Genomic DNA, 21,463 nt, shown 5'->3' with positions numbered 1-21,463 from the left:
CCGGATGGGACCGGCGGGATGGAGGTCGAGATGGCGAACGCGGCGGAGCCTCGCGGCAGGGGCGAGCTCATCGGACGGCTCGCGTGGAGCGCGGCCCTGGTGGCGGCGGTGGCGGTGGCGGTGCTCGGGCTGCGGCACTGGGTCGACGCGCGCTACCGGCGCGAGGGGATCGTGGTCTCGGGCTCCGCGACCCAGCGCATCACGAGCGATCGCGCGATCTGGTCGGCATCGGTGCACGCGCGTGGCGCGACGGTCGCCGAGGCCTACGCGGTCCTCGAGCGCGACGTCCCGCGGGTGCGGCAGTTCCTGCTCGACAACCACGTCGCCGAGGCGGACGTGCACGTCGACGCGGTCGCGACCGAGGAGCTCTACGCCTACGACGACGACGGGAACGTGAGGACCGAGCAGATCGTCGGCTACGCCCTGACGCAGTCGGTGCGGGTGACGTCGAGCGACGTGGAGCTCGTGGGCCGCGTCGCGCGCGACGTGACGCAGCTGATCCAGAGCGGCGCGCTCGTGGTGTCGGGCGCGCCCGAGTACATCCACAGCGATCTCGGCGAGATCAAGATCCGCCTGGTCGGCGAGGCGACCGCGGACGCGCGCGCCCGCGCGGAGCAGGTCGCGCAGCACAGCGGCGCGACGCTCGGCCCGCTGATGTCGGCGAACGTCGGCGTGGTGCAGGTGAACGCGGCGAACGAGACGAGCGTGTCGTGGGAGGGCGTCTACGACCGCTCGTCGGTCGAGAAGGACGTGATGGTGGTCGTGCGCACCGTGTTCGAGCTGCGGTGAGGGTCGCGATCGCGGTCCTCGCGCTCTCGCTCGCGATCGCGCTCCCGGCGCGCGCGCAGATCGAGGTGGCGAGCACGGCGCTCGCGGGGACGCTCGTGCGCGCGCGCGTCGAGCCGGGCAGCACGGTGCGGATCGACGGCCGCGCAGTGCGCGTCTCGGCGCGCGGCGAGGTGCTGCTCGGCGCCGCGGTCGATCGGATGCGCCCACTGCGGATCGACGTGCGCGGGGTGGACGGGCGTCGCGCACTGCGCGCAGTGTCGATCGCGGCGCGTCGCGATCCGATCGAGCGCTTGACCGGCGTGCGGCGCGAGCTGGTCGTGCTGCGGGGCGCGCTGCGCTCGGCGCAGGACGCGATCGATGCGCGCCTTCGTGTGCTCCGTGCGCGCGACGGCGCGGTCGCGCACTTCGCGTCGGGGTTCGTGATGCCCGCGGAGGGGCGCGTGACGAGCCCGTTCGCGGTGCATCGGGTGCTCGACGGAGGCGCGCGCGATCGTCACTGGGGCGTCGATCTCGCGGCCGCGGAAGGCGCGGCGGTGCGGGCGCCCGCCGCGGGCGTGGTGGTGCTGGACGCGAGCGCGCCGCTCTACGGGCGGATCCTGGTGATCGATCACGGGCACGGGCTGACGTCGAGCCTGCTGCACCTCGCGCGCGTCGACGTGGAGATCGGCGCGGTGGTGCGGCGCGGTGACGTGATCGCGCGTGTGGGACGCACCGGTCGCGTGACGGGCGCGCACCTCGACTGGCGGCTGCACCTCTTGGGCGTCGCGCTCGATCCGCGGTCGGCGCTCTAGTAGACGCGCGCGGGGAGCGTGCTCGAGGGCGGGACGAAGCCGGGCGCGGGCTCGTCGGGGCCGACCGCGGGGAGCGTGCTCGAGGGCGGGACGAAGCCGGGCGCGGGATCGTCGCCGCCGCGCGCGGGCAGGGTGATCCCGGGCGCGACTGCGCCGGGCTGCAGCGGGACCTCGGGCGCCTGCGAGGGCACCGCCGTCGGTGCGCTGTCCGCGCGCACGTCGAGCACGATCTCGGTCGAGACCTCGCGTGGCGCGCCCTCCACCGGTCCGCGCATCGCGAGCGCCTCGACCGAGTCGACGATGCACGCGCGCACGCGCTCGGGCGCGCTGCCGCCCACTTCGGAGCGGGTGATCCGCCCCGTCGTCGTCACGTACGCGCGCACCGGGATGCGCACCGTGCCGCTCATCGCGCGGGCGGTCTGCGCGTCGAAGCACTGCGTCGGCGTGCCGATCGCGCTCCGCAGCTCCGCGCCGAGATCGCGCGCGGGCGTCGCGCCCGGCGTCGTCTCGGTGCGGGTCTCGGTGACCTCCTGCGGGCCCGCGCCCCACGCCTGCGGCGTGCGCGTCTGCGCGCGGATCGCCGCGGCTTCGCGATCGGGCATCACGCGCGCGGGCTCGCTCGCACCGCCCGCGACTGCGCTCTCGGTGGTGACGCCGCCGCCGCGCTGCGGTCCTCGCGTCACGCTCGGCGCGCTCTCGCCGTCGTCGTCCCCGCCGCACGCGACGAGCGCGGTGCCGAGGACGAGCGCTGCGATCGCGCGCCGCACGGTCAGCTCTGCGCCGCGTCGGGCGCGCTGCGCGCCTGGGTCTCGGCGCGCGAGACCTCGACCACGAGCTCCTTGTCGTGCGAGCTCTGCCCGTTGAGCGCGCCGAGCACCGCGTCGACGCGCTCGCGCGGCACGCCGACGAACGTGTGGCGATCGCGGATGCGGATGCGCCCGAGGTCGTCCTTGCCGAGGCTCGCGTGCGTCTCGAACAGACGGATGATGTCGCCCACCCGCACGCCGTCGCGACGGCCGAGGTTCACGAAGAGCGTGCTCATCGACGGGTCCTCGCCGACGCCCTCGGGCTGCGCGAGCGGCTCCTCGATGCGCTCGGGCGGTCCCTCGGCGGGCGCCGGCGCCGCGACGAGCTGCGCGACCGACACGTCCTGCGCGGGCGGGACGCGCTCCACCTCGCCGGTGCGCTCGCGCCGACGACGGCGACGGCGGCCCTCGTCGGCGTCGCTCTCGCTCGTCGCGGCGATCTCGACGCCCGGCGTGGTCGCGTCGCTCGCGTCGGGCGCGCTCACCACCGCGCGCGGCGCGCGGGCACGGCGCGCGGCGGCCGCCTGCTCGTCGACCTCGCCGGGCGCGGTCCCCTTCGATCCGAAGAACGCGCGCAAGAGGCCGCCGACGATGCGCTCCGCGTCGTCGTGCACGAGGAGTCGGCGCGCGATCGCGCGATCGGCCTCGACCGCGCCGTCGGCGAACGCCTCGCTCAGCATCTCGATGCGATCGAGCTCCGCGCGCGCCTTGAGCTCGCCCGCGCTCGGCAGCGTGCGCTCGATCGGGAAGATCTTGTACGCGAGGCGCACGTAGTAGAGCGCCCCGAGATCCTGCGGGGTGACGAGCGCGATCGCGGTGCCCGTGCGCCCCGCGCGACCGGTTCGCCCGGTGCGGTGGACGTACGACTCGATCTGCTCCGGGAAGTCGTAGTTGATGACGTGCGTGAGGTGCGAGATGTCGATGCCGCGCGCCGCGACGTCGGTCGCGACCAGGTAACGCAGCTCGCCGCGGCGGGTGCGCTCGAGCACCTTCTCGCGCTCGCTCTGGGGCAGATCGCCGTTGAGCCAGTCGGCCTGGAAGCCCGCCTGCTGCAGCTCCGCCGCGACCTGCTCGGTGGTCGCCTTCGTGTTGCAGAAGACGATCGCGCTCTCGGGATCCTCGACCTCGAGGATGCGCATCAGATCGCGGCTCTTGCCGAGGCCCGAGAGCAGGTAGACGTAGTGCGAGATCGTCAGCGCGCCGACCGCGTCGCTCGACAGCGTGATCGGCACCGGATCCTTCAGGAACCGCTGCGCGAGGCGCTGGACGGCTTCGTCGAGCGTCGCCGAGAAGAGCATCGTCTGGCGCGACTTCGGGAGCAGATCGACGATCGCGTTGAGCTCCTTCGCGAAGCCCATCGAGAGCATCTCGTCCGCCTCGTCGAGCACGAGGATCCGCAGGTCCTCGCCGCGGAGCGTCCCGCGGCGCAGGTGATCGAGCACGCGTCCGGGCGTGCCCGAGACGATCTGCGCGCCCTCTTCGATCTCGCGGACCTGGCGCTCCATCGGCGCGCCGCCGTAGACCGCGACGACGCGAATCCCCTTGTGTTTGCCGAGCTTCTCGATCTCGCGCGCGCTCTGGAGCGCGAGCTCGCGGGTCGGTGCGAGGATCAACGCCTGCTGTCCGCCCTCGGGGCGCACTCGGCGATCGACCATCGGGAGACCGAACGCAGCGGTCTTCCCGGTGCCGGTGCGCGCCTGGACGATCAGATCCGAGCCGCCGATCGCGGGCTCGAACACCGCGTGCTGCACGGGCGTGGGCGAGGTGAAGCCCATCTCGTCGACGGCCTTGCGGACCTCGGGCGTGAGATCGAGCGCGTCGAAGGTGGGCGGCGTGGGCTGGCTCGAAGCTTCGGTCATCAGTGTCACGCAGGCGAGGCTCAGGGGCGCGCGTCCTCGTCGAGCGCGCGCCGGGTGTCTTCGTCGAGCGAGGCCACGTCGGCCTCGTAACGGAGGAGATGCTCCTCGACGCGATACCGCAGGCGAGCGAGGAGGGCGTAAGAGGGAAGGGCGCCGCACGACGCGGCGAGCGCACGATAGCGCTCGTCCCAGGGTTCGAGGAAGAGGCCGACCGGTTGGGCGCCCGGCTCGCGGACGCGGGCTCCGGCCTCGGAGAGCAGATCCGCGCGCAGGGCGTCGAGCTCGGTCGGGCAGTGCGCGTCGGAGTCGGGCGTGATCCCGAGCGCTTCCGCGGGCCAGAAGATCTGGGGCACGGCCGAGATCAGGCCGGCACCGATCACGTAGATCACGAGCACGACGTAGAGCGCGCTCGCGATCCGGCGTCCGATGCGGCTCGCATCGCGCGATCTCGGCGGACGAGGCGCGGGTGCGGTCGACGGGGGAGTGGGCTCCGGAGGGCTCGGCACGATCCTGGGCGAAGCTCGCGGCGATCAGTCCGCGAACCAGCAGAATTTCCCGGCAGTCGTAGCTCAGACCGATCCGTGAAACAACGCTGGAAGGCCGTGCAGGCCCGCGCGGGTCACAGCGGGAAGCGCCGCCCGAAGATGTCGAGCCCACCCGCGCCGGGCGCCTGGTACACGACCCACCACGCCTGATCGGCGCCGGCGCCGATGACCGCGACCGCGGGGCGCGCGCCGGTGCCGGCGACCTCGAAGTCGCCGAGCGTCGGGGGCTGCTCGCGGTTGAGCGACGGATCGCCGGACGGCGATCGCACGGCCGCGCGCACCGCGTTGCCGCTGCGGAACGCGACGAGGAAGCGATCGCCCGCGGCCCCGACGGCGGGCTCGAGCTGATCGCCGGCCAGCGTGGAGTTGACCGTGAACGGCGCATCGGCCGCGACGCCGGCGTCGGAGAAGACGCGCGCGCGGATGCCCGATCCCATGCCGTCGCCGTTCGCCTCCGCCCACGCGACGAGGAACGTCCCGTCGGCGAGCGCCGCGAGCGCGGGCGCGGTGCGCATGCCGCCGGCGTCGGCGACGGGCTGTGCGGCCGCGTCGACGGGCGCGCCGTCGGTGCCGAAGCGCTGCACGTAGATCTGACCGAGCGCCGCGAACGCAACGACGAACCCGCTCGACGTCGCGGCGATCGCCGGCGTGGTGCCGCCCGCCTGACCGGTGCCGACCTCGAAGGCCTCGGCGCCGCTCGGCGCCGTCGTGCCGGTCGCGAACGCGCGGCCCGAGAGCCCGGTCGGCGAGGACGCGTCCTGGAACACCGCCATCGCGGCGCCGCTCGAGTGATAGGCGATCGCCGGGCCGTTCTGGATGCCGGTGCGATCGGCGCGCAGCTCGGGCGTGGCCTGCTGCATCAGCGACGGGCTGTAGAAGACGACGCGCGCGTTGACGTCGCCGGCCGGGAAGTCGACCAGGGAGAGCGCGACGCGACCGTCGGGCGCGACCGCGATGCCGCCGCCGTTCTGCACACCCGCGAGCGTCGCTTCGGTGTCCACGGCGAGCCCGCCGGTCAGCGGGCGCCCGTTCGGGTCGAAGAGGCGGAAGCGAACGTTCGTCGCGTCGTCCTCCCACGCGACCGCCACGCGCTGGCCGCTGCGCGCCGCGACGCGCGGCGCGGTCTGATCGGCGTCGGTCGACGTGTTGAGCGTCTCGGCGACCGTGCGGCAGTCGGTGCACGTGGGCGCGCCGGTCTCGCACTGCTCGTCGGGGCTGAGGATGCCATCGCCGCACTCGCCCATGCCGACGATCGGCGCGAGCACCACCGTGACGCCGACGGTCTCGCCGTCCGCGACCGTCGACGTCGCGCACCCGGTCGCGATGAAGACGTTCATGCGGCCGCTCACCGGGTCGGTGCCCTTGCCGCGCGCGAGCACGACGTAGTCGCCCGGCGGCAGCTCGACCGAGTAGCTCGCGAGATCGTCGCGCGTGAGCGTCACGTCGACGACCGCGTCGGAGAAGGTCTCCTGCACGTCGGGCGGATCGGGCAGGACCGTGCCGCTCGCGGGCGTGCACGCGAACGAGCCGGCGGGGAGCACGTAGAGGCGCAGCGAATTGCCCGCGCCGTACACGTCGTCGATCAGCCCCAGCGGGTCGCGCAGGGCCACACCACGACCGGGGGCGGTCTCGGCGGTGCAGGCGGTCGTGAGCGCGACGAGCGCGAGGCAGACGAAGCAGAGCCTCATGGGCGCGCATCGTACACCAGGCGGGAAGCGGTCACGCATCGTGGAGCACGTCGAGCTCCGCGATCGCGCGGCTCGCCTCGTCGACGGCGCGCGCGGCGGCGTCGAGCGCGCCGAGGATCGCCGCCGGGTCGTCGCCGATGCACGCGAGCGCGCCGTGGTGGCCGATGACGAGCCGCAGCGCGCGCGGGGGCACGCCCTCGATCCAGCGCGCGCCGCCGCGCTCGATCGTGCCCTCGTCCTCGAGGACGCGCGCACGTCCCGGCGGGGCCTCGTGGACGGTGATCGCGAGCGGCGTCGCGGGCTCGATCAGCGCGCGCACGATCGCCTCGCCGAGGCGCGCGATTCGGGCGAGCTCGGTCCCGTCGCGCGGGGCGGGGATGCGCGGATAGTCGGTGCGGAGCGCGTCGTCGCAGCGATCGCGATAGGGCTGCGACGCCATCCACGCGAGCGCCCACGTCGCGAAGGTGCGCGCGTCGAGCGCGGCGCCGCTCGCGTCCTCGGCGCGTCGCGCGAGATCGCGATCGAGGTTCGGCGCGCCCTCGGGATCGCAGAGCGGAAACGCGCGCGCGCGGCACGAGGAGCGCGTCGAGAGCCAGCAATTGTCGGGCAGCACGCGGGCTGCGCCGAAGCACGCCCAAGGGAGCTGTCCGCGATCCTTGCGTGCGCTGATCAGCGCGAGGCCGGACGCGTCGAGCGCGCGGGCGAGCTCGGGGCGCGGGCGATGGCACAGCGCGGGGTGCACCAGCGCGACGCGCTCGTCGAACGGTCGGTACGCGATGCGCCGCACGTGCGGATCGGGATCGCGCAACAGCTCGCGCGCGACGAGCCGCGCGCGCTCGGGATCCCAGTGCGGCGTGGCGCGACGTGCGCCGCCGCGCGCGAACGTCTCGAGCGACGCGAGCAGCGCGTCGCGATCGCGCGCGATCACGAGCTCGTCGCGGTTCGTCTGCAGGCCCTCGCGATGGAACGGCATCCACGCGTCGAGGCTCGGCCACGTGCGGTAGGTCGCAGGCGCGGGACCGCCGCGCGCGAGGCGCCACGTTCCCGTGGGATCGTGGCTCTCCCAGCGCAGCGCGCGCCGCGAGAGCGCGTCGAGCTTCTCGTCGCGCGTGCCCTCGACGCGCGCGATGCGCAGCGCGGTCGCTCCGCGACGAACGGGCGCGCGCACACCGATCGTGATCGCGACGGAAGGCCGCACTCCGAACACGTTCTCGTCGTCGATCCCGCGGGCGCGCGCGATCAGGCTCGACCCGCCGAGATCGATCACGTCGATCCGATCGAGCCAGCGCGCGAGCGCGGCGCGCATCGCGCGGTGCACCGGACCGTCGAGGAACGAGGCGTTCGTGACGAGCGCGATCACGCCACCGCGTCGCGCGCGTCGCACGAGCTCCACGCTCCAGCGCACGAAGCGCACGTAGTCGTCGGAGAGCACGCCGATCTTTCGCTCCGCGAGCGGCGCGCCCGTGTCGTCGCGACGGAAGTCGTCGAGCAGCGCTTCCGTGAGGCGCGCGTCGCGGTTCGCGCTGCGCGCGGCCCACGGTGGGTTGCCCACGACGACGCGCACCACGTCGTCGTCCTCGAGCTCGCGCACCGGCGCGAGCGACGCGAGCGCGTCGCCCTGCGCGAGACGCAGCGGCCATTCCAGGTCGCGCGCCGCTGCACCGACGATCGCATCGGCGCGCGAGATCGCGTCGCCGTCGACGTCGAGCCCGACGCACGCGCGGGGTCGCGCGCGGGACGCGATGCCGTGCTCGATCAGCGCCGCGAGGAACACACCGGGCCCGGTCGCGGGATCGACCAGCACCACGTCGTCGCTCGCGATCCCGTCGGGCCTCGCGAGGTGCTCGCGCAGCGCGAGATCGGCCGCGTGCGCCACGAAGCGCGCGATCGCCGCCGGGGTGTGGACGACGCCGCGGGTCCGCGCGGTCTCGCGATCGAGCGTCGCATCACGCTCTCTCGCGCTCGCCTCGACGCGCTCGACGAGTCGCAACTGGCCGCGCTCGCGCCCACCGTGCAAAGCTCCGCACCGTGGAGCATCTGCGGGAGGACGTCGAGGAGATCCTGTTCCGTCTCGCCGAGCGCGCCGAGCACGATCCCGTGCTGCGCGCGCGCATCGTGCGCGGCGTGCGGCTCGCGATGCGCGTCGCGATCACCGAGCAGAAGACGCTCGGGCGCGATCGCGTCCTCCGCGAGCTCACCGCGACCGCGAACCGCTGGGCTCGCTGGCGCGCGCCGCGACTCGCGCGGGCGCTCTCCATCGACGTGCAGGACATGGGCGATCTCGGGCGCATCCAGGACTGGGAGGACCGCGTCACGTGCGTCACCGGGCACTGGGTGCTGCGCGAGCGCGAGGTCGCGGAGAAGCACGAGACCGCATGTCCGTTCGCCGATCTCGCGACGCACGAGCCGCGCATCTGCACGGAGCTGGTGCACTCGCTCGAAACGGAGACGTTCCGCGCGTTGAACCCGCGGTATCGCCTGGTGCCGCTGACGCGCCTGCTCTCGAAGGGCGATCACGCCTGCGTGTTCCGCCACGAGCTCTCCGGCTGAGGTCGGACGTCCCCGATCGCGCCCGGCGATCGCCGATTGCGGTCCTTGCGTGCGCCGCGCAGAACGGGCATTTCTCGCGCCGCCATGAGCTCGGGGGACGGCGAGGGCGGGCATCCACGTTCACGCGCGAACACGCCGGCCGCGGCGCGCGAGGCCGAGGTGCGCGACGTCGAGGTGCACGACATCGAGGTGCACGAGATCCAGGTGCGCGAGGCCGAGGACGAGAGCGTCATCGAGCGGCGCGCGATCGCGCGGGTGAGCCTCGAGCCGCCGCGGCTGGCGCTCGAGGTCGCGCGCGACGACGAGCTCGACCCGGTGCTCGATGCGCTGCGGCCCGATCTGGGCCCGCCGGACCTGGGCGCGCCCGATCTCGAGGCGCCTGCGCCGGCCACGCGCAGCACGTTCCGCGCAGCGGTGCGCCCCGAGAGCGCGAGCGCGCCGAAGCCGCGCAGGCGGGACGATCCCACCACCGCGATCGTCCGCACCGCACGCGCGTCGAGCCCGCCCGCGATCGTGCCGGAAGAGCCGCCCGATCGCCTCGCACAGCTCGCGTCGGAGATCGCGCGCTCGGGGCCCGATCACCTCGCGGCGCTCGGCCCGCGCGCGCTGCGCGAGGGGCTGCCGCTGCTGCCGCGCATCGCCCGCGAGTTCCCGGGCCTGCTGTGGCTCGATCTCGCGCACCTGCGGCCGCGCACGCGCGCCGATCAGATCTCGGCCGCGTGCGCGGTGCTCGCGGCGTTCGGCACGGCGTCGGGGCCGCACCTCGCCGCGCTCCTCGCGCCCGGGCACGCGTGGCACGTGCGAGTGTGCGCGGCGCGCGTCGCGGCGCAGGCGCCCTCGGCCGAGCTCGTCGAGCCGCTGGTTCGCGCGCTCGCCGACGACGACGCGACGATCGCGGACTTCGCCGCGCTCGCGCTCTGCGCGCACCAGGGCCAGCCCGCGCTCGCCGCGATGCTCGGCCGGCTGCGCGTCGCGCTCGTCGATCGCAGCGCGCCTCCGTTCTGGCGGCGCACCGCCGCGCGCACGTTCGGCCGCATGCGCGAGGCCGCGAGCGTGCCGCTCCTCGTCGAGGCGCTCGCGGACGCCGAGCCGATCGCCACCGCGGCGCGCGATGCGCTGCGCATCCTGACTGCGCGCGATCACGGCGCGTATCGTCTTCCCTGGCGGTTCTGGTGGCGCGCGCAGCGCACGCGAGGACGCGCCGCGTGGCTGCTCGAGGCGCTCGACCAGGACTCGCCGGCGCTGCGCTCGCGTGCGTTCCAGGAGCTCGTGCTGCTCACCGGCGACGACCTCGGGCGACGGCACGCGACGGTCGCGCGCGAGGACGCACCGGCGCTGCGCGCGGCGTACGAGCCGATGCTCGCGGCAGCACGCGCGGCGCGCTGAAACCGCGGAGGAACGCGCCACGCCCGGCGTAGGATCGCCGCGTGGCTCGCACCTCCTCCGAGCGCCGCGCGCGGATCGACGATCGCCTGACCGACCCTCCCGAGCCGACCGGGGGCGGCCGGCGCGTCGCGATCGGGTGCGTCGTCGCGTTGCTCGCGGTCGCGCTGCTCGCGGGAGGATTGGGGCTCGTCGCCGGGGCGTGGACGCGCTTCGCGCAGCCGGCGCTCGACACGCGCGACCACGAGGACGCTCCGGCCGCCGGCGATCCCACGGCGAGCGCGCCGGGCGATCCGACCGGGCCGCGTCCCACCGGCGATCCCCTCGCCGAGATGCGCCGTCGCTACGTGCCGAGCCCGCACGTTCGCGTCGAGGGCATGATCCCCTCCGATCGCGCGCTCGGTCGCACTCCGCTGCCGCAGCCGTGGCAATCCGGGCGCAGCGCGGACACGCCGTGGATCGTGCACGGTGCGCGCTATCAGCCGGGCTCCGCACCGAGCGCGTCCGGACAGCCCGCGCCGCGCATCGGACACGACGTCGGCGAGCAGCCCGATCGGCCGCTCACGATCCTCGCGGGCGTGCCCGCCGAGGCGCGCGTGCGCGCGGCCGACGCGAGCGGCGGTCCGGGCGTGACCGCGTACACGATCGCGTTCGACGGATACCGCGGTCATTTCGTCCTGCCCGCGACGGTGCCGACGGAGCTCGGCGTGGTCTCGGCGAGCGGCTCCGACGGAGCGACGGTGCGCTTCACGATCGGCGCGCCGATCCGTCAGGACGGAACGCTCGCGTCGTCGGGCCAGGCGTTCCGCGTCGTGGCGCGCATCGCGGCGATCGACGATCAGGGCCGCATGTCGCCGTGGGTCACGCGCGAGCTCTCGGTGCTCCCGGTGGGCACCGGCGACGTCGAGGTCGCGCTCACGATGAGCGAAGCGACCGATCTCGATCTCTACGTGACCGATCCCACCGGCAACACCGTGTACTTCGGGAACACGACGGGCGTGAGCGGCGGGCACCTCGATCTCGACGCCAACGCCGCGTGCAGCGGCAACCTCGGCGTGGACAACGAGCACGTGTACTGGCCGACCGGTCGCGCGCCGCGCGGCACGTACTCGGTGCGCGTCGCGCACTACGAGAGCTGCATCCAGGGCCGGCCCGTCGACTACCGCATCACCGTGCGCAACTGCGGCGAGACCGTCGTGCTCTCCGGTCGTTTCGCGGGGGGCGCGCAGGCCCAGCAATGCTTGTCCAACGGGCAGGATCCGAGCTGGTGCCAGGACGTCGTCAGCTTCGTCGTGCCGCCGTGCGCGCCGCCGAACGGGCCGTGATCACCGGGCGCGTCGCGCGCCGATCGCGATCAGCGTGATCGCGCCGAGCTCGAGCAGCGCGGGCCACGCGCTCTCGAGCCACGTCCATCCGAGCACGCGCACGAGGTGGCTGAACAGCGCGACGCGCACCACCACGAAGACGGCGAGGAGCGCCCATCCCGCGAGCATCGTCGCGAGCGCGCGCACGTGCCTCCGCAGCGCGACCGCGAGCACCACGAGCACGACGAGCAGCACCGCTCCTACGAGCACCGGGAAGAACACGTGCAGTCGATCGCGATGCTCGTAGAGCCCGAGCGCGAACGTCGCGCTGCGTCCGGCGCGGAACACCGCGGTCTGGAGATCGAGCTGCTTGTTGACCGCGAGCGCCGCGAGCGCGAGCCCGCTCAGCACCACGAAGCGGCGCACTGCGACGGCGCGCACGCCGCGCGCCGCATGGAGCGTCACGCCCGCCGCGATCGCGTAGGCGAGGGTGATCGCCCAGCCGAGGGGCGTGTCGTCGCCGAGCCAGCTCATGCGCGTGCGGGGGGCGAGCATGGTCGCGGAGCGCGCGCCGCGCTACGAAGGGCGCCGCATGGACGGACTCTTCGGCGGTCGATGGGCGCTGATCACCGGCGCGAGCTCGGGGCTCGGCGAGGAGCTCGCGCGGCAGCTCGCGGAGCGCGGGTGCAACGTCGTGCTCACGGCGCGCTCGCGCGAGAAGCTCGGCGCGCTGGCCGCGCAGCTCGGCGCCGCGCACGGCGTCCAAGCGCGCGTGATCGCCGCGGATCTCGCCGATGCAGCAGGGCTCGACACGCTGCTGCGCGAGCTCGACGCGCTCGGCGTCGCGATCGATCACGTCGTCGCGAACGCGGGCTACGGCACGTGGGGCCCCTTCGTCGAGGAGACCACGCGCTCGCAGACCGAGATGGTGCGGCTCAACTGCGAGGCGGTCGTCGGCGTGGTGCACCACGTGCTGCCCGGCATGGTGGCGCGCCGTCGCGGTGGCGTGCTGCTCGTCGCGTCGACCGCCGCGTTCCAGCCGACGCCGATGTTCGCGGTGTACGGCGCGACGAAGACGTTCGTGCGCAGCTTCGGCGAGGCGCTCGCGGAGGAGCTGCGTGGGACCGGCGTGCGCGTGAGCGTGCTCTGCCCGGGGCCCGTGCCGACCGGGTTCCAGACGCGCGCGAAGATCGAGATCCCGCCGGCGCAGCGTGCCGCGGTCCTCACGCCGCAGGAGACCGTCGAGCGCGCGCTCGCGGGGTACGCGGCGGGCCGGGTGATCGTGGTGCCGGGCGCGGTGAACCGCGCGGGCGCGGTGCTCGCGAGCGTGATCCCGAACCGCGTCGTGGTGCCGGTCGTGCGCCACATGATGAAGACGCGTCGCACGAGCGAAGGCTCGTGAGGGCGCTCGTCGTCGCGCTCGTCGCCGCGTGCGCGGGATGCGGCGCGTGGGACGCCGAGTCGCGTGCGCGCGATCGGGCGCGCGACTGGATCGACTGCGACGACGTCGACCTGGTGCAGCGCGCGGAGAGCGCATGGCGCGCGAGCGGATGCGGCCGTCACGTCGACGTCGCGTGCACCACGTCGGACAACGAGCCCGAGTGCATCCGCGTGCGCTTCGCGGACGCGTCGGGCGCGGAGAGCGCGACCACGGCGCCGGTCGAGACGAGCGGCGGCGAGAGCGCGCCGAGCGGCGACGACGCCGCGACGAGCGCGGTGCGCGCATCGCTCGATGCACGACGCGAGGACGTGCTCGCGTGCGCCTCGAGCGAGCGCGTCGTCGTGCGCGTCGAGTGGGACGCGACGGGCGCGATCACCCTCGGGCTCGGCGGTGAGCTCGGGGGCTCGGCGGAGGAAGGCTGCGTCCGCGCCGCGCTCGCCGATCTGCGCGCTCCGAGCGGCGCGCCCGGCTCGCTGCTGCACCTCGTGCGGCGCTGATCGCCCGCGACCCATCGCGCGCTGCGCAGTTTCTTGCGGTATTCGCGCCAGTTTGGTGCGATCGTCGACACATGGGGGACGACGACGAGATGGCCGTCTTCGTCGTGACCGAGGCCCGCGACGCGGTCGCGGGTGAGCCGGCGCGCGAGGACGTGTGGTGCGTGCGAGGCGCGTCTCGCGCGCTGATCGCGGAGGATCTCGCGGTCGGCGCGGGTCACGTCGGAGGGCTCGCGGTGACGCACGGGTTCGGGGTCGACGTCTGGGACGTCGGCGATCGACTGCTCGCGCGCGTCGCCGAGGGCTGGCGCGCGAACGACACCGACGAAGGCTCGCGCCGCGAGCGCTTCTTCGTCAGCGAGGATCGCGGGGTCGCGTGGACCGAGGTCGGCTCGGCCGACGCGCGCGATCTCGAGCACCGCCGCACCGAGGAACGCCTCGTCGCGCGGCTCGATCGCTGGCCCGCCAGCTGGTGTTAGCCCAGGCGGGAGTGCTCGCCTGCGCAGGGCCCGCACGGGAGCGTGCGGAGCACGCGGACGGGAGGGACCTGAGCGGGCGAGCCGATTTGGAGCCCCAGCGGGAGTGCTCGCCTGCGCAGGGCCCGCACGGGAGCGTGCGGAGCACGCGGACGGGAGGGACTGGGCGGGCGAGCCGATGTGCAGTGCTCGCCTGCGCAGGGCCGCACGGGAGCGTGCGGAGCACGCGGACGGGAGGGACCTGGGCGGGCGAGCCGATGTGGAGTGCGCAGGGCCCGCATGGGAGCGTGCGGAGCACGCGGACGGAGGGACCTGGGCGGGGGCGAGCCGATGTTCGACGCCGTTCAGGCCGGCTCGAGCGCGAGGATCGGATCGCCGCCGTTCACGTCGTCGCCGTCCTTCGGGACGATCGCGACGACCTTCGCGCGCTCGGGCACGCTCGCGCCGCCGTACTGCACGCGGTTGAACGTCTTCATCACCTCGAGCAGCGCGATCGTGCGCCCCGTCTCGATCACGTCGCCGACCTTCACGAACGGCTCGGCGTCGGGGCCCGGCTTCGCGTAGTAGCGCCCGCTCATCGGCGCGCGGAACGCGAGGCCCGCGCCCGCCGCGCCGCGCTGCTCGGCCGCGCTCGCCGACGCGCCCACGACCGCTGCGGGATCGAGCGTGACCAGACGCTCGCCGTGCTGCACCGGACGCCGCGCGACGCGACGTCCTTCCGGCAGCGCGACCACCGCGCCCTGCGCGCTCGCGGGCACGATCAGCCGGTAGCGCGCCCCGAGCACCTCGAGCTCGCCCAGCACCATCCCCGGCGCGAACAGCGCGCCTTCCTGCGGCGCCGCGCGGAAGAGACCCGGTCGCGGCGCGAGCAGCTCGGTGCGTCCGTTCTCCCCGGCGCGCGCGATCAGCGCGAGCTCGCCGACGAAGCGACGTCCATCGATCGCGCCGCTCATCGCACGCCTCCCGAGAGCTCCGCGAGGTCGTGCAGGCTCCAGATGCGCGAGTTCTTCACGCGACGATGCCCGGTCGACTGGTACGCCGCCTCGACGAGCGTCTCGAGCCACGCGCGCAGCTCGCCGATCTCGATGATCTCGTCGGTGTCCATCTGCCGCGCCGCGACGAAGGGATCCATGTCCTTCTCGATGCGCTGCTCGACCTGCTTCATCCCCTCTTCGATCGCGCGTCGCTCGCCTTCGTCCTTCGCCACGATGCGGAAGTCGTCGTCGAGCTTCGTGTTGTAGGTCGCGATCGCGAGCGTGCGTCCTTCCATCACGCTGAGCCGCGAGAGCGTCGTCGAGAGCTGCACGACCGGGTCGTACGGAAGGCCCGTCATCGCGTAGTACCCGGCGCCGCTCGCCTTGCGCAGCAGCACCGTGAACATCGGCACGTCGTTCGTGCTGTTCGTGTAGATGAGGCTCGAGCCGTACGCGAGCAGGCCCTGACGCTCGGCCTCGGTGCCGATGTCGAAGCCCGAGATGTCCTGCAGCCAGATCAGCGGGATGCCGTCCGCGTTGCAGGCGCGCGAGAACGCCGCGACCTTCGCGATGCCGCCGCGATAGAGGATCGCCGCGGGGCGCGGATCGTCGGGATGATCGGGATCACCGACGAGCCCCTGGCGGTTGATCACGAAGCCTGCGTACAAGCCGCCGACGCGACCGACGCCGCAGACGATCTCCTCGCCGACGTCGGGCATGCACTCCCAGAAGAGGCTCTGATCGCAGAGGCGCGCGAGCACCTGCATCGCGTCGTAGCCCTCGCGATGATCGACCGGGAGGATCCCCGCGAGCTCGTGCGCCGGCAGCGCGGGATCCGTCGCGCCCATGCCGCCGCGGTAGTAGTCCGCCGCGCTCGAGGGCAGTCGACGCACTTCCGCGCGCACGCTCGCGAGCAGCGTCTCGTCGTCGGGCACGCGCACGTCGGCGCAGCCGCTCGCGTGCACGTGCACTTCGGGCCCGCCGATGTCGAGCGACGTGAGCTTCTGGCTCTTCGCGCCTTTGATCAGCGCCGCGCCCGCGATGACCATGTACGCCTGCTCGGTCATGTACACGCGGTCGCTGATGATCGGCATGTAGCCGCCGCCCGCGATGCAGTCGCCGAACACGCCCGCGATCTGCGGCACGCCGTTCGCGCTGAGCAGCGAGTTCATCTTGAAGATGTGCCCCGCGCCGCGCGCGCCCGGGAACGAGTTGCTCTGCTCCGGCAGGAAGAGCCCGCTGCAGTCGACGAGGTAGATCGTCGGCAGCCGGAGCTTCAGCGCCATCTGCTGCGCGCGCTGGATCTTCTCGGGCGTGCGCGGCCACCACGATCCGCTCGCGACGGTGTTGTCGTTCGCGATGACGATGCACCAGCGGCCTTCGATGCGCGCGAAGCACGTCACCACGCCCGCCGCGGGCGAGCTGAGGTCGCCGAACTTCAGCCCTTCGTTGACGAAGGTGCCGACCTCGAACGTGCGCGTGCCGGGATCGATCAGCTGCGCCACGCGCTCGCGCGCGGTGAGCTTGCCCTTCGCGTGCACGCGCTCGACGTACTTCGGGCCCCAGCCGGCCTCGACCTCGCGACGTCGCGCGCGCAGCACCTCTTCCTTCGCGGCGAGCGCGCGACGGTGCTCGTCGAACGCGCGGTCGTCGATCACCTGCGCGCGCGGCGCACCGATCGGGATCAGCGGGACGTGGGCCATCCGGGGATCCTCCGAGTGTCGTAGCGACTGGTGCGGAACTCTTCGGAACGGAGCACCGCGAGGTGCATCGGGATCGTCGTCTTCACGCCGTCGACCACGAACGACTCGAGCGCGCTCACCGCGCGCTCGATCGCCTCGCTCCGGTCGCGCCCGTGCACGATCAGCTTCGCGATCAGCGAGTCGTAGAAGGGCGGCACCACGTACCCGCTCGCGACGTGCGTGTCGACGCGCACGCCTTCGCCCGCCGGCGGCACGAAGCGCGTGATCGCGCCGGGGCTCGGGCGGAACCCCTCGTGCGGATCTTCCGCGTTGATGCGGCACTCGATCGCGTGGCCGCGCAGCGTGACCTGCTCCTGCTCCACGCTCAGCCGGTGGCCCGCCGCGACGAGGATCATCTCGCGCATCAGGTCGAGCCCGCTGCGCATCTCGCTCACCGGGTGCTCGACCTGGAGGCGCGTGTTCATCTCCATGAACCGCAGCGTTCCCTGCTCGTCCATGAGGAACTCCATCGTGCCCGCGCCGACGTAGCCGATGCTGCGCGTCGCGTGCACCGCCGCCGCGAGCGTCCGCGCGCGCTCGCTCTCCGAGAGCACGGGCGAGGGCGACTCCTCGATCAGCTTCTGGTGGTTGCGCTGCACCGTGCAGTCGCGCTCACCGACGTGGATCACGTCGCCGTAGCGATCCGCCATGAGCTGGATCTCCACGTGACGGCCGCCCTCGAGCAGCTTCTCCATGTACACGCGCGGATCGCCGAACGCGGCGGTCGCCTCGGCGCGCGCGTCGTCGAACGCGCTCTTCACCTCGTCGCGCGACCGCGCGATGCGCATGCCGCGCCCGCCGCCGCCGCTCTCCGCCTTGAAGAGCACCGGATAGCCCGTGCGCTCCGCGGCCTCGAGCGCCGCGTCCGCATCACGCAGCACGCCGTCGCTGCCCGGGATGAGCGTGAGCCCCGCGCGCCGCATCGCGTCCTTCGCGGGCGTCTTGCGGCCCATCAGCGCCATCGCGCGCGCCGGCGGACCGACGAACGTGATCCCGTGCTGCTCGCACAGCGCCGCGAACGTCGGGTTCTCGCTGAGGAAGCCCCAGCCCGGATGGAGCGCGCTGCACCGCGACTGCTTCGCGGCCTGCACCACGCGCGTCATGTCGAGGTAGCTGAGCGCGGCGCGCCCCGGACCGAGCACGACGCGCTCGCGCCCGCTCAGGTACGGCGCGTCGAGATCCGCTTCGGACACGCCGAACACCGGCGTGATGCCGAGCGCGTCGCACGCTCGCGCGACGCGCACCGCGACCTCGCCTCGGTTCGCCACGAAGAGGCGACGGAAGATGGGCCCTGGGCTCATGAGGGCGGCACCGTAGCGCAGCGGCGACGCGCCCGGAAGTACGCGCGATGACGAAGCTCTCGGGGGGTTAGAAGGTGCCCGTCGCTGCCGCGCCGACCGTCGTGCGGACCACCTCCTGCTCGTGCGAGACCGACGCGGTCGGCACCACCGCCCACGTGAAGTCGGAGCTCGCCTGCGCCACCTCTCCGACCGGCACGCGCACCCGCGACGGCACCACGCCGAGCGTGATCAGGTAGCCGCTCACGAAGCCCACCGTCATGCCCACCAGCACGTCGGTGACGTAGTGGCTGTCGGATGCGACGCGCAGCGCGCCGGTCGTCGCCGCGCCCGCCACCGGGATCGCGCAGCCGATGATGTCGGCCGCGAGGTTCCCGTAGAGCCCGCGCGACAGGTGCAGCGCGCACGACGTGCCCGCCGACGTGAACGAGAGCGCGGTGTGCCCGCTGAAGAAGCTCGCGTAGAGATCGTCGTTGTTGCACTGGGGCAAGTCGGGGTGGTCGGGGCACAGCCGCTGGCCGTACGGGCGCTCGCGCGACGTCGCGTGCTTCGCGATCGCGTCGATCGAGAGCGACGTGCCGAGCGCGAGGAAGTGCGCCGAGGTCGCCTGCCACACGAGGTGCACGTCGCCTTGGATCAGCGGCACCAGCACGATGTCGATCAGCTGCGTGTAGAGCATCGTCCCGACGAGCGTGCCGTCGGAGATCGTGCGGAGCGTCGCCTCGTCCCGATCGATGTCGTCGAGCTCGTCGAGCGGCGGGATCACCGGCTCGACGAGGGCGGCGTCGGCCCAGCCCGCGTCGACCCTGCCGTTGCTCCACGGCGCTTCGTAGAGCCCGATCCCGAGCGCGGTCGCCCACACCGCGAGCCCTGCCGCGTACGGCGCGACCGGCGAGATCGGCGTCCGCACCTGGGTCTCCGTCGCGGGCTGCGGCGCCGGATCACGCGGGACGTCCTGCGCCGCGATCGGCATCGCGGGGACGATCGTCACGCAGAGCACGAGAGGTATCGAGAGACGCACGTCGGCTATCTGCGAGCCACCGGGCGCTCCACAACCCCTCGTGATCGGCGCGATCGGATTCACGATACGCTCTCCGTACGAAGGGAGGTGGGCCCTGTCGGTACGCTGGCTTTGCGACACGTCGGAGTGGCCGCTCGTCGCCCTCGACGTGCCTCCGGGCGCCGATCCCGAGCAGCTCGTGCAAGCGAGCATCTTCGAGGAGGTCGACGCGCTGCTCGAGAAGGGCGAGCGCTTCGCGACGATGCACGACGTGCGGCGCGCCGGGAAGATCGACGCCCTGCGCCGGAAGCGCTTCGCGGAGTGGGTGAAGGCGCGCGAGGCGCAGATGAAGAAGCTCCTCATCGCGCACGCCGCGATCGTCAGCGGCGAGCTGCAGCGCGGCGCGATCACGGCGCTGCTCTGGATCCGCCCCGCGCCCACCGACATGCGCGTGTTCACCAGCACCCACGACGCGAGGTCGTGGCTGCGCGAGCGGATCGCCGCCGACCGCGCCCGGCCCTGACCCCCGACCGCGCGGCGGCGATCCGGTGTGCCACGACGTGACTTTCGCGATCGCAAGACGGCGTTCTGGCGGCTGGGATCACGTCCGGGCGATCGCAAAGCGGCGTTCTGGCGGCTCGGATGACGTCCGTGGGATCGCCCAGCGGCGTTCTGGCGGCCCGGATCACGCTCCTGCGCTCGCGCGGCGTCGTTCGGGGCGCGCTGGACGCGATCTCGTGCTCGCGCAGCGTGCTCCGGGGCGCGCTGGACGCGATCTCGCGCTCCCGCGGCGCCCGCGGTGGCACACCGCACGTCCGTGCGCGCGCCGCGGTGGCGCAGCTGGCGTCAGCAACCGCAGTCGAGATCACGCGGGGTGATCACGGGCGTCAGCGCGTAGCGGTCGTCGGTCCAGCGGAGCACGCCGTCGGCGGTGACGAGCTCGATCGTTCCGTCGCCGTCGGCGTCGACGGCCGCGAGCGGCTCGTGCGCGACGTCGGCGCTCGCGGTGCGCAGCTGGAGCGCTCCGTCGCGCACCTCGAACGCTGCCCAGGCGCGCCCGCCGAAGCTCTCGCACCCTTCGTTCACGACGACGGTGACGGTGACGATCGCGCGCGCGCCCGTCGGGTCGACGAACGTGCGCACCGTTCGCGTGCCGCCCTCGTCCCAGGGAACGCCGCGCGCGACGTCTTCGAGCTCGTCGTGGTCGCGCTGCAGCGCGCGGTGCACGTCGGTCTCGCGGAGCAGCCGCAAGGCCTCGGCGGCGTGCGCGGGATCGGTCGCGACCTCGGCGAGGATCGCCGGCGGCGGCGCGTCGCTCGCGCGCGCCCAGCTCGAGCCACGGCAGTCTCCGCTCGTCGTGAGCGTGCCGACGAGGAGCGCGCCGCCTTCGCCCATCGGCCACAGCTCGCGCGCGATCACGTCGCGCGGCTGGGCCACGCCGGTCTCGAAGCCGTTCCAGTGCTGCACCGAGCCGAAGTGCGGGCGCACGCGCCGCAGCTCGTGGAGCGCGCCGATCGTCGCGGTGCACGTCGGGCCCGTCGCGCCGTGGAGCTGCAGCGCGCGACCGCGGAGCCGGCGCAGCGCGTCGGGCACGCGCTCGTCGACGATCGAGCGCGCCGCGACCATCGGCGGCGCGTCGACGAGGAGGCGGGGCTCGCCCTCGGACCAAGCGGGATCGACGCGCGTCGCGAGCACCACGTACAGCCCGCCGGCGTCGATCACCGGCGCGAGGGCGAGCGGATCGCGCGCGCCCGCCTCGGCCTGCTCCGACACGATCGACGAGTCGAGCATCTCCTCGCGCGCGATGCGCAGCGCGTCTCCCTCGGGCACGAGCAGGATGGACTTGGTGCCGACGTCCTCGTACGTCGCGGCCGACCAGCGCTGCACGAACGTCGCGATCACCGTCGTCGCGCTCGCCGCGAGGCGCAGCTCGGAGATCTCGACGCGCATCGGGCGCGTGAACATGCGGCGGCGATCCTCGAGCCAGCCCTCGCGCGCGTAGGTGCGCAGCCGCGGCCCCGAGCGCTTGCTGCCCTCGAAGCGCGTCGCGTAGAGCCGCGCGTATGCGTCGAAGTCGCCCTCGTTCTGCGCGCGCGCCCACTCGTCGAGCAGCGCGCGCGCCGCGCGCTCGTCGAGCTGCGGAGGCGCGGGCGTGGCGATCGACGTCGGCGCGGGAGGTGCGGGGGGCGGCGCGACCGGCGCAGCCGGCTCGGGGTCGCGCGCGCCCGACGAGCACGCGACGACGAGCCACAGCGAGAGAGAGGACGCGAGCGCGCGCATCGACATCACGCGCGAGGATACGTCGCCCTCTCTCTCGTTTCTT

20 protein-coding genes are annotated in these 21,463 nt (G+C 73.7%); 9 read left to right on the top strand and 11 right to left on the bottom strand.

The genetic code is table 11. The features are described 5' to 3' along the window. Positions 1-30: 30 nt before the first annotated feature. Together DB32_RS23245 and DB32_RS23240 are read left to right on the top strand one after the other, a co-directional pair. Positions 31-789: an SIMPL domain-containing protein gene (locus DB32_RS23245; protein ID WP_169791527.1), complete on the top strand. Its 759-nt coding sequence runs from the start codon at positions 31-33 to the stop codon at positions 787-789. Next, positions 786-1,580, top strand: coding sequence for a M23 family metallopeptidase (locus tag DB32_RS23240; protein ID WP_053234832.1), 795 nt, complete (start codon positions 786-788; stop codon positions 1,578-1,580). The genes DB32_RS23245 and DB32_RS23240 overlap by 4 nt, the downstream gene beginning before the upstream one ends. On the opposite strand, the gene DB32_RS23235 is transcribed toward DB32_RS23240, so the two are convergent. From DB32_RS23235 to DB32_RS23215, 5 genes are all read right to left on the bottom strand, one after another. Next, positions 1,577-2,347 (bottom strand): hypothetical protein, encoded by a 771-nt coding sequence (locus DB32_RS23235; RefSeq protein ID WP_053234831.1) that lies wholly within the window; start codon positions 2,345-2,347, stop codon positions 1,577-1,579. The genes DB32_RS23240 and DB32_RS23235 overlap by 4 nt on opposite strands. A gap of 2 nt (positions 2,348-2,349) precedes the next feature. Further along, the gene (locus DB32_RS23230; protein WP_053234830.1) at positions 2,350-4,245 is read right to left on the bottom strand and encodes a DEAD/DEAH box helicase; all 1,896 of its coding nucleotides are present in this window, start codon (positions 4,243-4,245) and stop codon (positions 2,350-2,352) included. A gap of 20 nt (positions 4,246-4,265) precedes the next feature. Beyond that, a complete protein-coding gene (locus tag DB32_RS23225) occupies positions 4,266-4,634 on the bottom strand; it encodes a hypothetical protein (RefSeq protein WP_157069314.1) in 369 nt (122 codons plus the stop codon). A 230-nt stretch (positions 4,635-4,864) separates the two neighbouring features. Continuing rightward, positions 4,865-6,478: a hypothetical protein gene (locus DB32_RS23220; protein ID WP_053234828.1), complete on the bottom strand. Its 1,614-nt coding sequence runs from the start codon at positions 6,476-6,478 to the stop codon at positions 4,865-4,867. Between the two features lie 31 nt (positions 6,479-6,509). Continuing rightward, positions 6,510-8,468, bottom strand: coding sequence for a type ISP restriction/modification enzyme (locus tag DB32_RS23215; protein ID WP_053234827.1), 1,959 nt, complete (start codon positions 8,466-8,468; stop codon positions 6,510-6,512). A 38-nt stretch (positions 8,469-8,506) separates the two neighbouring features. Here DB32_RS23215 and DB32_RS23210 point away from each other — a divergent pair, with 38 nt between their 5' ends. The 3 genes from DB32_RS23210 (at position 8,507) to DB32_RS23200 (ending at position 11,736) form a co-directional block, all read left to right on the top strand. Continuing rightward, on the top strand, positions 8,507-9,028 hold the full coding sequence (locus DB32_RS23210; protein ID WP_053234826.1) for a hypothetical protein: 522 nt from the start codon (positions 8,507-8,509) through the stop codon (positions 9,026-9,028). Between the two features lie 84 nt (positions 9,029-9,112). Further along, positions 9,113-10,414, top strand: a complete 1,302-nt coding sequence (locus tag DB32_RS23205; RefSeq protein WP_053234825.1) for a hypothetical protein — start codon at positions 9,113-9,115, stop codon at positions 10,412-10,414. Between the two features lie 41 nt (positions 10,415-10,455). Continuing rightward, on the top strand, positions 10,456-11,736 hold the full coding sequence (locus tag DB32_RS23200) for a hypothetical protein (protein ID WP_053234824.1): 1,281 nt from the start codon (positions 10,456-10,458) through the stop codon (positions 11,734-11,736). Here the strand turns inward: DB32_RS23200 and DB32_RS23195 are convergent, their stop codons facing one another. Next, positions 11,737-12,270: a hypothetical protein gene (locus DB32_RS23195; RefSeq protein WP_169791526.1), complete on the bottom strand. Its 534-nt coding sequence runs from the start codon at positions 12,268-12,270 to the stop codon at positions 11,737-11,739. It abuts the gene before it with no gap. Between the two features lie 37 nt (positions 12,271-12,307). Between DB32_RS23195 and DB32_RS23190 the strand changes: the two genes are divergently transcribed. From DB32_RS23190 to DB32_RS23180, 3 genes are all read left to right on the top strand, one after another. Next, a complete protein-coding gene (locus DB32_RS23190) occupies positions 12,308-13,117 on the top strand; it encodes an SDR family NAD(P)-dependent oxidoreductase (protein WP_075097986.1) in 810 nt (269 codons plus the stop codon). Next, positions 13,114-13,653, top strand: a complete 540-nt coding sequence (locus tag DB32_RS23185; protein WP_053234821.1) for a hypothetical protein — start codon at positions 13,114-13,116, stop codon at positions 13,651-13,653. Before DB32_RS23190 ends, DB32_RS23185 begins: the two co-directional genes overlap by 4 nt. Before the next feature lie 71 nt (positions 13,654-13,724). Continuing rightward, on the top strand, positions 13,725-14,129 hold the full coding sequence (locus DB32_RS23180) for a hypothetical protein (RefSeq protein WP_053234820.1): 405 nt from the start codon (positions 13,725-13,727) through the stop codon (positions 14,127-14,129). 341 nt (positions 14,130-14,470) lie between these two features. Here the strand turns inward: DB32_RS23180 and DB32_RS23175 are convergent, their stop codons facing one another. From DB32_RS23175 to DB32_RS23160, 4 genes are all read right to left on the bottom strand, one after another. After that, positions 14,471-15,079, bottom strand: coding sequence for an acetyl-CoA carboxylase biotin carboxyl carrier protein (locus DB32_RS23175; protein ID WP_053234819.1), 609 nt, complete (start codon positions 15,077-15,079; stop codon positions 14,471-14,473). Beyond that, positions 15,076-16,803, bottom strand: a complete 1,728-nt coding sequence (locus tag DB32_RS23170; RefSeq protein WP_053234818.1) for an acyl-CoA carboxylase subunit beta — start codon at positions 16,801-16,803, stop codon at positions 15,076-15,078. The genes DB32_RS23175 and DB32_RS23170 overlap by 4 nt, the downstream gene beginning before the upstream one ends. Beyond that, positions 16,785-18,143, bottom strand: a complete 1,359-nt coding sequence (locus DB32_RS23165; RefSeq protein ID WP_205627074.1) for an acetyl-CoA carboxylase biotin carboxylase subunit — start codon at positions 18,141-18,143, stop codon at positions 16,785-16,787. Before DB32_RS23165 ends, DB32_RS23170 begins: the two co-directional genes overlap by 19 nt. Positions 18,144-18,210: 67 nt before the next feature. Beyond that, positions 18,211-19,131: a phosphatase PAP2 family protein gene (locus DB32_RS23160; RefSeq protein ID WP_169791525.1), complete on the bottom strand. Its 921-nt coding sequence runs from the start codon at positions 19,129-19,131 to the stop codon at positions 18,211-18,213. A gap of 178 nt (positions 19,132-19,309) precedes the next feature. Between DB32_RS23160 and DB32_RS48465 the strand changes: the two genes are divergently transcribed. Beyond that, complete coding sequence (locus DB32_RS48465; RefSeq protein ID WP_169791524.1) at positions 19,310-19,663, top strand: hypothetical protein; 354 nt, start codon at positions 19,310-19,312, stop codon at positions 19,661-19,663. A 323-nt stretch (positions 19,664-19,986) separates the two neighbouring features. Here DB32_RS48465 and DB32_RS23150 read toward each other — a convergent pair whose 3' ends face one another. Continuing rightward, positions 19,987-21,426 (bottom strand): nuclear transport factor 2 family protein, encoded by a 1,440-nt coding sequence (locus DB32_RS23150; RefSeq protein WP_053234815.1) that lies wholly within the window; start codon positions 21,424-21,426, stop codon positions 19,987-19,989. Between the last annotated feature and the right edge of the window lie 37 nt (positions 21,427-21,463).

Source organism: Sandaracinus amylolyticus (genome assembly GCF_000737325.1).
Taxonomy (GTDB): domain Bacteria; phylum Myxococcota_A; class Polyangia; order Polyangiales; family Sandaracinaceae; genus Sandaracinus; species Sandaracinus amylolyticus.
The sequence above is the reverse complement of the archived record's forward strand: the minus strand, read 5'-3'. Positions and strand labels throughout refer to the sequence as shown.